An 11,380-nucleotide genomic window follows, 5' to 3' on the forward strand; every position below is an offset into this window, starting at 1 on the left:
CAGAAATATGAAATTGACATATAAGTTTTTATTGGTTGCTGCACTGATGACGGGAGGCTTGTCATCGTGCGACACTGATTTCCTGGATGTAACGCCGCCAACTGAGATCCCGGGTGATGCCGTATGGGGCGACGGTGCATTGTCAGAAGGTTTTGTGACAGGTATTTATGCTGGTTTGCAGCAGGGTGGTTTCAGTGAGCAAATGCTGGCTTCCCTTACGGACGAAGCAGTATTTACCCACACGGGCCGTAACATTAACACAGTAAACGAAGGCAGTTTGAGCCCTTCCAACCTTGGTTGGGTGGATGCTACCTACGGTTGGAGCCAAATGTACCAGTACATTCGCGCTTCGAACCTGGCCATCTCCAAACTGGCTACTGCGACGTTTACGGACGAAACATTGAAGGCACGCCTCAAAGGGGAAGCGTATTTCATGCGTGCTTACTACTATCAGCAGCTGGTACGTTACTACGGCAGCGTTCCCCTGATCAAGAAAGTATATGCGCTGAACGAGGATTATTCCGTACCTCGCAGCACTTACGACGAGTGCGTGAAGCAGATCGTAAGTGACGCCGACAGCGCTGCGCTGTTGCTGGACGGTAAAAACCCTGCGAAGGGCCGCGCAACCAAGGCTGCCGCGCTTGCCTTGAAAGCCCGTGTGTTATTGTACGCTGCCAGCGACCTGCATGACATTCCGACTGCTAAGACAAAATCGTCGGTGATCGCCGATTTCCCGAACCCTGAATTCCTTGGGTACACTTCAGGGGACCGTAAAGCTCGCTGGGCCGCCGCGCAAGCTGCTGCGAAAGCTGCTTTGGACGCAAGCGGCAATGGTTATAAGCTGAACCTGACTGCACCGGTAACTCCGGAACAAGGCCGCCTCAACTACATCTCTTTGGCGATGGCTGGTGCCAGTGCGGACAAAACCCTGGATGCGTCGGCGAACGATATCGTTTTCGGACGTTACTTCACGCCTAGCCAGAACGAAGGTGCACGCCAGACCGGTTTGAACAACGGTCCTAACGGCTATCACAACTGGGCGGGTAACACGCCGATCGGAACGCTCGTGGATGACTATGAAATGATGGACGGTACCCCGTTCTCATGGACTAACCCTACCCATAAAGCGAATCCGTATGTGAACCGCGACCCACGTTTCTATGCAACGATCATGTACGACGGAGCGAACTGGAAACCACGTCCTTCCGATGCGAAAGACCCTGCTAACCAGATCCAGACGGGCGCATATGACCTCCTGGACGACAAAGGTGCATTGATCAACCGTAAAGGATTGGATACCCGCAGCAGCTCGATCGAAGACTGGAACGGTAGCCGCACCGGTTACTATATGCGTAAGTTCATCGATCCGAACCCGTCGCTGTACGACAACACGGATCGTCAGAACATTCCATGGCCGTTCTTCCGTGTCACTGAAAATGTGTTCAACTACATCGAAGCGAGCATTGAATTAGGAGAGGAAGCAATTGCATTGGAATGGCTGAACAAAATCCGTTTCCGCGCCGGTATGCCTGCATTGAAAGTTTCAGGTGCTGCTTTGAAAGAAGCTTACCGCCACGAAAAACGCATTGAAATGGCCTACGAAGAGCAGCGTTATCACGATGCACGCCGCTGGATGATCGCTCCGACTACTTTGGGACGCTCATTGCAGTACATCAACGTAATCGGTAAGTTCAAGCCGGGTAAATCGATGAAGGAGCCATATCACTACGATCCAACGGTTTACGATTATACTTACACTCCTGTGGAAGAGAAATCACATGAGAACCGTACGTGGGTTGATAAGATGTATTTCCGTCCGTTCAGCCGCGATGAAATTAACCGTAACGCAAAACTGGTACAAAACCCGGGTTACGATAAATAGTTATATTTTATTGACTAATTTTACTGAAACTATGCCTTGGCTTACAAGGCATAGTTTCTTTTTTTACTCCTTCAAAACTCTTCATTCCTGTCATGAAGCAAATATGGCCCTGGAAAGCAGGCAGCATTGTTCTGATCGCTGGACTGGTACTTTCCGGTTGTGACAAATCCTCCGATTCCCAAGAAGAAAAGAAAGCTCCCGCCGGCCCGCAGCTCTTTACGCTCCTGACCCCCGAACAGACAAAAGTAGATTTCTCCAATACACTCACCGAGGGTTTGAATACCAATGTGCTGATGTATGAATACTTCTATAACGGAGGTGGAGTGGCGGTCGGAGACCTCAATGGCGACGGGCTCGACGATATTTATTTCACCGGTAACATGGTGCCCAACAAGCTGTATCTGAACAAGGGCAAGATGGTATTCGAGGACATCACGGCCGTTGCGCAGGTAGGAGGGCGTGAGCGCCCGTGGAAGACAGGGGTGACGATGGCCGATGTAAATGGCGACGGCAAACTGGACATTTACGTTTGCTACTCCGGGGCAGTTTCGCCAGAGAGCCTGAAAGACCAGCTGTTCATCAACAAAGGCAACAATGCACAGGGCATCCCGCAGTTTGAAGAAATGGCGGAGCAATACGGCCTGGGTGTGATGAGCAACAGCACACAAGCTGCATTTTTTGACTTCGACAAAGACGGGGACCTCGATATGTTCCTGCTCAACCATAATCCCAAAGCCTTGCCAATCCTGGACGAGGCCAGCACAGCAGATATTCTTGGAAAGGAAGATCCGGTAACCGGCGTAAGGTTGTTCCGTAACGATCCGCAGAATGGCACCCCGCATTTTACGGATATCACTAAAAAAGCGGGCATTCATAGCTCGCAACTGACCTATGGCCTGGGCATCGGCATTGCCGATATTAACCAGGATGGCTGGCAGGACATGTACATTTCCAACGACTATTCGGTCCCGGATTTTTTATACATCAACAATGGCAACGGCACTTTCACCGACGTGCTTCACGCCAGTATCGGCCACACGTCGCACTCGTCGATGGGGAACGACATTGCCGATTTCAACAACGACGGCTTACCCGACATTTTTACGCTCGATATGCTTCCCGAGGATAACCGCCGTCAGAAGTTGCTGACAGGTCTCGATAATTACGAGTTATTTGATTTTAATGTCAAAATGGGTTTTCATCACCAGTATATGCGCAATATGCTGCAATTGAATGAAGGCCTGGGCAAGGGTACCAAACATCCGATATTCTCCGAAATCGGCCAGCTTTCGGGCGTTTCCAATACCGACTGGAGCTGGGCGTCGCTATTCGCCGATTATGATAACGACGGATGGAAAGACCTTTTCATTACCAACGGTAACCTGCGGGACTTCACCAATATGGATTTTGTAAAATTCATGGGTGACCACTTGAAGCGCATTGAAGGCCAGGTGAAGCGCGAAGACGTCCTCCAACTGGTGTACCAGATGCCGTCTTCGAATATGAAAAACTACCTTTTCCAAAACAGAAAAGACCTGACATTTGCCAACGTGGCCGATAGCTGGGGACTGGGCGAGATATCTAACTCCGGCGGCGCGGCCTATGCTGACCTCGATAACGACGGGGACCTCGACCTGGTCGTGAACAATATCAATAAGCCTGCATTCATTTACCAGAATGACGGGGATAAGCATTTAAAAAACAATTACCTCAAAGTAAAATTGACTGGGGCCGGTCAGAACACGCTGGGGCTCGGTGCGAAAGTGACGATCTACCAGAAAGGTCAACAGCAATACCTCGAACAAATGCCGACCCGCGGTTACCAGTCAAGCGTATCGCCGGTGTTGCATTTCGGATTGGGTAAGGAACCGGCTGTGGATTCGCTGGTGGTAACCTGGCTGAATGGCAAGCAGGAAAAGGTGATCAATCCTAAAACAAATACCACACTGTCGCTTTCAGAGGTGAACGCCAAAGAGAAAGCGAAGGCCGAAAAAGCGGTCGTGCCGTTGTTCGAGCCGGTTGCTTCACCGATTGCGTTCAAGAGCCCGGCGGTAAAAACGAATGACTTCAAACGTCAACCTTTGCTGATCAACCCGATTTCTTTCTCTAACCCGTGCATGCGGAAAGGCGATGTGAATGGGGACGGTCTGGATGATGTGTTTATCGGAGGTACTTCGGGCGAGGCAGCTAAGTTGTACATTCAGCAAAAGGGCGGTGCCTTTATCGCAAAATCTGTTCCCGCTTTTGAAGCCGACAAGCAAAGCGAGGATACCGATGCATTGTTTTTTGATGCGAATGGCGATGGCGCGCGGGATATATTCGTGGCTAGCGGAGGTTATGCGAACTTTATGCCGGATGATCCGTTGTTGCAGAGCCGGTTATATATCAATGACGGCAAAGGTGATTTCACCAAAGCCCCGGGCGCATTGCCCGCTATGCTCACAAGCACGAGCTGCGCGCGCGCGGCGGACATCAACGGCGACGGCAAGCTTGATCTCTTTGTAGGCGGTCGCGTCATTCCGGGTCGGTACCCCGAAATACCCCGCAGCTATATATTGATGAATGATGGCAAAGGTAAATTTACCGACCATACAGCAGCCATATCCAAGGAACTGGAACATATCGGCTTGGTGACCGATGCCGCCTGGACGGATCTGAATGGCGACAAAAAGGCAGACCTGATCGTGGTAGGAGAGTGGATGCCGGTTACTGTTTTGATCAACAGCAATGGCAAGCTCGAAAACAAAACCGCCGATTATTTCGACAAAGCTTACAATGGTTGGTGGAATAAAATCCTCGTGGAAGACCTGAACGGAGACGGCAAGGATGACCTCGTGATCGGTAATATGGGTACCAATACCCAATGCAAGGCCAGCGATAGCGAGCCGGTGGAAATGGTTTATAAAGATTTCGACGACAATGGCTCCGTTGACCCGATTATGAGCTTTTACATCCAGGGAAAGAGCTATCCTTATGTAACCCGCGATGAAATGCTCGATCAGATGAGCATTATGCGTACCCGTTACCAGGATTACAAGAGCTATGCAGACCTGAGCGTAAAGGAAATTTTTACCAAGGAAGAACTGGAAGGAGCAAAGGAACTGAAAGCGACTTATTTGAAAACAGCCTTGTTCGAAAGGACCGCGAATGGCAAGTTCATAGAAAGAGCATTGCCCTTGCAGGTACAGGTATCGCCGGTTTACACCATTACCTCGCTCGATTACAATGGCGATGGGCAGAAGGATCTGTTGCTTTGCGGCAACATCAGCAAGGCGCGGCTCCGTTTCGGGAAGTACGATGCCAATTACGGTATCCTTTTGCGGGGCAATGGTAAAGGGCAATTTGAATACGTCAATCAGGATAAATCGGGTTTTGGCTTGAAAGGCGACGTGCGCAGCGTGCTGCCGCTTGGTAATAAACTGCTATTCGGGATCAATCAACAGGAAATAAAAGCATATCAAATTGGTAAAGTTCAGTAACCTTCTTCTGGGAATGCTGCTGGCTGTCATGTGGGCGGCCTGCAAAAAGAGTGAGTCAAAAAAGGAGATCGATCCGACGGTAATTGGTCAGGTAACGCAGCAAATGACCGACGTAATGGTGCATGACGTTACCAATCCGCCGCTGGGGGCGAGGTTTTATTCCTATGCATGTCTGGCAGGTTACGAAGTGGTAGCGGCAAACAACAAAGCGTATCCCTCCATGTACGGGATACTGAATGACTTTCCGGAAATCGAAAAGCCCAAGGTGGCCGAGTATTCCTATCAGTTGGCAGCAGCGTTGGCGATGCTCGAAACTGCGAAGAAAATGCAGCCTTCGGGAGGCTTACTGCTCAAAAAGTTTCAGCAAAGCCTGGTCGACTCCTGCAAGAAAATCGGGTTTACCGACGAGGTACTGGCCGGATCGCAGGAATATGCGCTGGCGATCAGCAAGCAGATCCTCAAATATGCCAAAGCCGACCGTTACAACAAGATCAGTAACTTTCCGCGTTATGAGCCGCACGGCGGCCCGGGGACCTGGTATCCGACGCCTCCGGGCTATTTCCCGCCGGTAGAGCCTTATTTCAAAACCGTACGGCCATTTACACTGGATTCGGCATCGCAGTTCAAGCCCGCGCCGCCTGTCGCGTTCTCGGAGTCGAAAGATTCGGAGTTTTTCAAGCTGATGAAGCATAATTACGACGACGATCAGAAGGCGGAAGAGCACCGGGTAATCGCCGCGTTCTGGGATTGTAACCCGTTTGCGCTGGAAAACAAGGGGCATTTGCTGGTAGGGATGAAGAAAATATCCCCAGGCGCGCACTGGATGGGTATTACCGACATAGCCTGCCGGAAAGCGAAAACCGATTTCTCTAAAACCATGCTGATCAATACCTCCGTGGCGATCGGTCTGATGGATGGTTTCATGGCCTGCTGGGACGAGAAATACCGCAGTAACCGGATCCGCCCCGAAACTGCCATCCGCAAATACATCGATCCGACTTGGAAGCCATTTCTCCAAACACCGCCGTTCCCTGAGTACCTGAGCGGGCACTCGGTTATATCGACAGCGGCTGCTGTTATTCTTACCCATTATTTCGGCGATAATTTTGCCTATACCGACACGGTGGAGGAGCGTTTCAACCTGAAAGCACGCTCATTCAAATCGTTTCTCCATGCCTCGGAGGAATCGGGTATATCTCGTTTTTACGGTGGTATCCATTTTATGGACGCGATCGAGAATGGTCAGAAGCAAGGGAGGCAGGTAGGAGAATGGGTGATCAGGACGCTAGGCAACAAAGCAGTGGCGGCATCAGGGAAGTAGTGCCTTGCGGTCGTTCAGGAGCGCCTGGGCGAATGTGTATCCGGTTTCAAAAAGCTGGTCCGCTTTCCGGAAATCGAAAATGCTGAAACGGCTCAATGCTGGCGGCTCGATGAGCAGGTCGCATTTCGTGAAACGTGCCTTCGTTTTGGTGTGCATTGCCAGAATGAGGCTTCGGTAGACGATCTCTGTGGTCCGTTTCAAAGGTTTATCCAGGTTAAAAGGATTGCAATGGCTCCCGACAATGTAATCTGCCTCGTCGAGGACCGGCTCGACGGGCAGATTGTTCAAAACGCCGCCATCGACCAGATCGCGTCCATTGTAATGAATTGGGCTGAAAAGCCCGGGAATGCAGCAGGACGCCAGTACCGGTAAAGCCAGCTCCCCGCTCCGGAAACGTACTTCTTCGCCCGAAACAATGTCGGTAGCGGTCACTACCAGTGGTATTTTCAGTGATTCAAAGGTATTTTCAGGAATGAACCTGCGGAAAACGTCTTCCATCTTTCGCATGTGCAGCAAGCCATTCGCGCCGATCCCAAATCTCAGATAAGGATAAAAGCTCGTGTCGCGAATGATTTTCAATATCTCCAGCGGCTCATATCCGTAGCCCAGCAGCGCCCCTGCGAAAGCCCCCGAGCTCGTCGCACTGATCACATCCGGCCGCATACCGCGCTCCCATAGCGCCTGCGCCACGCCTACATGCGCGATCCCGCGCGCGCCCCCGCCTGAGAGGATTAGTGCTGTTTTCATGATTGTTACAGGAGTTGCAGATCTTCGACCCGTTCGAAATGTTTTACATTCAATGTAGCAAGCGGCAGCTGGTAATGCACTGCCGTGGCAGCGATAAAGAGATCTTCCATGCCGATTAATCTGCTTTGCTTTTTGAGTGCCTTATTGATATCGACCGCCGTTCGTGCGATCTCTTTGTCGAATGCCAGTACCTGAGTTCTGAACAAAAAATCCTCCCAGTACGCTGTCTGATTTGGGGTAGTGCCGATGTAAATTTCGAATTCTGTAATCGCCGAAATGCAATAATTAAATTCTTCCTTCACCAATTTCAGCAGCCGTGAATTGGTTTTGTCCGATTTGCGGAAAAAATCGATGAGAATGGAGGTGTCAACAAGCACTAGTTCTTTCGCCATTGGTCAATTGCCTTTCTGGTTTCTTCAATCGTTTTTATTTGATTTTCAGAGAACGTTGGGGCTGACAGCAAAAATTCTTCTAATTGGGCGTTAGGAGGTTGATTTTCCATTCGGTTAATCTCAGCTTTCAATTGGGCGCGTTGAGTGGCCGATAGGCCTCTAATCAGTCTGATCAATTCATCGAATGATATGTTTTCCTGTGTTTGCATATCCAAATATAACGAAATAGCCGCATTTACTCAACCAGGAAATCTCTTAGCAACCCCCGCTCGCGAATCCTGATGCCTTTCTCCGTATTTTCCACCAATGCCGCTTCATACACAGGATCATGCTCGAAAAGTAATATCCATTGCTCGTCGACGGCTTGTTGGAGGACACTTTGTTTTTCCTCCATCGTTTGCAATGGCCGCATGTCGTAGCTCATGATCCAGGGAATAGGAACGTGGAAGGACGATGGAAACAGGTCGGCGCAGTAAATGATCTTCTGGTTTTTGTGTTGGATCACGGGCAGCATCATTTGCTCGGTATGACCGTCGACGTGGATGAGGCCGATGCCGTCAAAGGGCGATTGACCTTTTGGGATAAAACGCAATTGCCCCGATTCCTGCAATGGAAGGATGTTTTCTTTCAAAAAAGAGGCCTTCTCACGCGGATTGGGGTGAGTGGCCCATTGCCAATGCGCTTCGTTCGACCAGTAGGTAGCATTGGGGAAAGTTGGTTCGAGGCGTGAGCCGTCGCGGCTGAATTGCACGGCCCCCCCGACATGGTCGAAATGCAGGTGGGTCAGGAACACATCGGTGATATCGGCCGGGTTGAAACCTTTTTCAGCAAGAGATGAATGCAAAGTAGCATCTCCATGGAGGTCGTAGTGCCCGAAAAACTTGTCGTCTTGCTTATTTCCCATTCCGGTATCGACCAATATCAGTTTCGTACCATCCTCGATGAGCAGGCATCGCATGGCCCAGGAACAGAGGTTCTTTTCATCGGCCGGGTTGTGTTTGTTCCAGAGGACTTTCGGAACCACTCCGAACATGGCTCCGCCATCGAGCTTGAAAAAACCGGTGTCGATGATATGGATTTTCATAGGGTTATTGGGATTTAAATCGTCCTGATCAGTGGAATATCAACATTCTATCGACCTAACATACCATTATTTTTTCGATCTTCCGACCTGAATTAATAACAAGCCTAACCATGCGCGTACCGTTCCTCTCAGTCAGTTTTCTGCTATTGTCGACTCTTTTCGTTGATAGTCAATCCTATGCACAAAAAATGCCTGTCGATTACGTGGCGACAATGATCGGTACTGCGCCATCGGCTACTGAGAGTGCCAAAGCGCACAGCGAGGCAGGCAGCGAGCTGAAAGGGCAAACCATCCCCGCGGTGGGCGTTCCGAATGGTATGACGCAATGGACACCGCAGACGCGTTCCACCGAAACCAAATGCATCGCACCGTTTTACTATAACGATAACAAGTTTCAAGGCTTCCGTGGGACGCATTGGCTGAATGGCTCGTGCGTGCAGGATTACGGTTCCGTGACGGTTATGCCGCTGTCGGGCGAGCTCATTACCAATCCTGAAAAACGGGCCAGCCTGTTCAGCCACGAAAAGGAACAAAGCACGCCCGATTATTACAGCGTATGGCTGCAAGACCATCAGATTAATGCAGAGGTAACCGCCCTGGCGCGGACCGCTCTTATGCGGTTCAAGTTCGAGAGCGGCGAGGAATCTTTTATCATAATCGAACCTAACAGCGACGAAGGGGAAGGTTTCGTGGAGGTACTTCGGGAGCGGGGCGAAATTGTAGGCTACAACCCTGTTCACCGCATTTACCAGGGATCCGGGCAGCCGGCGGGGATCAGCGGATACTTTGTGATCAAGTTCGACAAGAAATTCATGCAGTCGGGCGTGTGGCTGGGTGACACCATTACACCGATGGGGAGGATACTCACCGGCAAGGGAAACCGCGAGAGGCTCGGGGCCTATGTAGGATTTGGGGATGAAAAACAGGTGGTTACCGTGCGGATCGGCACCTCTTTCACGAGCATTGAGGGTGCCAGGGCGAATCTTGAAAAGGAATTGGGCACCAAACCATTAGAGGCGGTCCGGAAATCGGCGCGTGAAGCGTGGAATGAAGCATTGGGTAAGGTAAATGTAGCCGGAAGTGAACATGATAAAACACTCTTTTATAGTGCCTTGTACAGAACCAAGCTTTCGCCAAGGCTCTTCTCCGATGTAGACGGAAACTACCCGTCGTTTGCTGGCGGTACCCCGCTGCAAAAAGCTGAGGGGTTCGATTATTACTGCGATTTCAGTCTGTGGGATACATTCCGCGCCGCAATGCCCCTGGAAATAATGCTAGAACCCAAACGGGCAGGGGATATGGTACAATCGCTGGTCAAAAAAGCGGAACAGGGCGGCTGGATGCCGATTTTCCCCTGCTGGAACCATTACACGGCGGCCATGGTCGGCGACCACGCATTGTCCGTTATTGCGGATGCTTATGCGAAGAATGTACGGAATTTTGATGTGAACAGCGCCTATCAGTTCCTGCGTAAAAACGCATTCGAGGTGAATACCAATGCTAAAAGCTACGAGGCCGGACAGGGGCGCCGGGCGTTGAAATCCTATTTGCAATACGGCTATGTGCCGCTGGAAGATAGTGTATGGCAGGCGTTCCACAAGCGCGAGCAAGTATCGCGCACACTCGAATACGCGTATGACGACTTTTGCCTGTCGACCCTGGCAAGTGGCCTGGGAAAGAAAGAAGATGCCGACCTGCTCCGTAGCCGGGCGCTCAATTACCGGCATGTAATTGATCCGTCGACAGGCTATGCACGCGGACGATATGCCGACGGGCGCTGGATTGCCAATTTTGACCCTTTTGCAAAGCGGGCCAGCTTCATTACCGAGGGGTCGCCGGCGCAATACACCTGGTTTGTGCCGCAGGATATAGCGGGGTTGCAAAAAATCATGGGCGGAAAGGACCGTTTTACAGCCAAACTCGACACCTTGTTCGATCAGGGGCATTACTGGCATGGCAATGAGCCGAATCACCAGATCGCCTACCTCTATGCATTTGCAGGGCAGCCATGGAAGACGCAACAATGGACGAGGACCATTATCCGAAGCGAATATGATACCAGTGTGGGTGGATTGAGCGGTAACGAGGACGGCGGACAGATGTCGGCCTGGCTGGCATTCAGTATGATGGGTTTTTACCCGGTAGCGCCCGGAACGGATCAGTATGTGCTCGGAAGTCCTGTTTTCGAAGAAATTTCCATAGAGACAGGCAAGAAGCGCAGATTTACAGTAAAAGTGAAAGGTGTTTCCGACAATGCCCGGTACATTCAATCGGCGACATTGAACGGCAAACCCTTCACCCGGACCTACATTACCCACGGCGAGCTTTTGAAAGGAGGCTCCCTGGTGCTGCAAATGGGGGACAAGCCCAATAAGGAATGGGGTGTACAGGCAGCTGACATGCCGTTCTCACTGACTAAGAATTGACAGCCCTTAGGAGTGGTTGTTGAATTGCAAAAATTGTATTTGAGGAAAG

The 11,380-nt window shown here is 50.8% G+C and carries 7 protein-coding genes; 4 read left to right on the plus strand and 3 right to left on the minus strand.

Features of this window, described 5'->3' with window-relative positions; genetic code table 11:
* The first annotated feature begins 7 nt into the window (after nt 1-7).
* The 3 genes from AC2YIT_RS11705 to AC2YIT_RS11715 all read left to right on the plus strand — a co-directional run bounded on the left by AC2YIT_RS11705 (nt 8) and on the right by AC2YIT_RS11715 (nt 6,682).
* Nucleotides 8-1,882, plus strand: coding sequence for a RagB/SusD family nutrient uptake outer membrane protein (locus AC2YIT_RS11705; RefSeq protein ID WP_430844847.1), 1,875 nt, complete (start codon nt 8-10; stop codon nt 1,880-1,882).
* A 92-nt stretch (nt 1,883-1,974) separates the two neighbouring features.
* Nucleotides 1,975-5,361, plus strand: coding sequence for a VCBS repeat-containing protein (locus tag AC2YIT_RS11710; protein WP_487279282.1), 3,387 nt, complete (start codon nt 1,975-1,977; stop codon nt 5,359-5,361).
* A gap of 13 nt (nt 5,362-5,374) precedes the next feature.
* Nucleotides 5,375-6,682 carry a vanadium-dependent haloperoxidase gene (locus AC2YIT_RS11715; RefSeq protein WP_430845357.1) on the plus strand — a complete coding sequence of 436 codons (1,308 nt, stop codon included), beginning with the start codon at nt 5,375-5,377 and terminating at the stop codon, nt 6,680-6,682.
* Here AC2YIT_RS11715 and AC2YIT_RS11720 read toward each other — a convergent pair.
* From AC2YIT_RS11720 to AC2YIT_RS11730, 3 genes are all read right to left on the minus strand, one after another.
* Nucleotides 6,671-7,429, minus strand: a complete 759-nt coding sequence (locus AC2YIT_RS11720) for a patatin-like phospholipase family protein (RefSeq protein ID WP_487279283.1) — start codon at nt 7,427-7,429, stop codon at nt 6,671-6,673. The genes AC2YIT_RS11715 and AC2YIT_RS11720 overlap by 12 nt on opposite strands.
* Before the next feature lie 5 nt (nt 7,430-7,434).
* Nucleotides 7,435-7,821, minus strand: a complete 387-nt coding sequence (locus tag AC2YIT_RS11725; RefSeq protein WP_430844851.1) for a type II toxin-antitoxin system VapC family toxin — start codon at nt 7,819-7,821, stop codon at nt 7,435-7,437.
* 235 nt (nt 7,822-8,056) lie between these two features.
* Nucleotides 8,057-8,905 (minus strand): MBL fold metallo-hydrolase, encoded by an 849-nt coding sequence (locus AC2YIT_RS11730; protein WP_487279284.1) that lies wholly within the window; start codon nt 8,903-8,905, stop codon nt 8,057-8,059.
* Between the two features lie 110 nt (nt 8,906-9,015).
* Between AC2YIT_RS11730 and AC2YIT_RS11735 the strand changes: the two genes are divergently transcribed.
* Entirely contained in the window at nt 9,016-11,331 is a 2,316-nt protein-coding gene (locus AC2YIT_RS11735) for a GH92 family glycosyl hydrolase (protein WP_487279285.1), read from the plus strand.
* Nucleotides 11,332-11,380 lie beyond the last annotated feature (49 nt).

Source organism: Dyadobacter sp. SRI_021 (genome assembly GCF_057586235.1).

Excerpts from the sequence above, each read along its gene's own strand:
- AC2YIT_RS11715 (WP_430845357.1), top strand. The coding sequence starts at position 5,375 with ATGCTGCTGGCTGTCATGTGGGCGGCCTGCAAAAAGAGTGAGTCAAAA.
- AC2YIT_RS11705 (WP_430844847.1), top strand. The coding sequence starts at position 8 with ATGAAATTGACATATAAGTTTTTATTGGTTGCTGCACTGATGACGGGA.
- AC2YIT_RS11730 (WP_487279284.1), bottom strand. The coding sequence starts at position 8,905 with ATGAAAATCCATATCATCGACACCGGTTTTTTCAAGCTCGATGGCGGA.
- AC2YIT_RS11735 (WP_487279285.1), top strand. The coding sequence starts at position 9,016 with ATGCGCGTACCGTTCCTCTCAGTCAGTTTTCTGCTATTGTCGACTCTT.
- AC2YIT_RS11710 (WP_487279282.1), top strand. The coding sequence starts at position 1,975 with ATGAAGCAAATATGGCCCTGGAAAGCAGGCAGCATTGTTCTGATCGCT.
- AC2YIT_RS11725 (WP_430844851.1), bottom strand. The coding sequence starts at position 7,821 with ATGGCGAAAGAACTAGTGCTTGTTGACACCTCCATTCTCATCGATTTT.
- AC2YIT_RS11720 (WP_487279283.1), bottom strand. The coding sequence starts at position 7,429 with ATGAAAACAGCACTAATCCTCTCAGGCGGGGGCGCGCGCGGGATCGCG.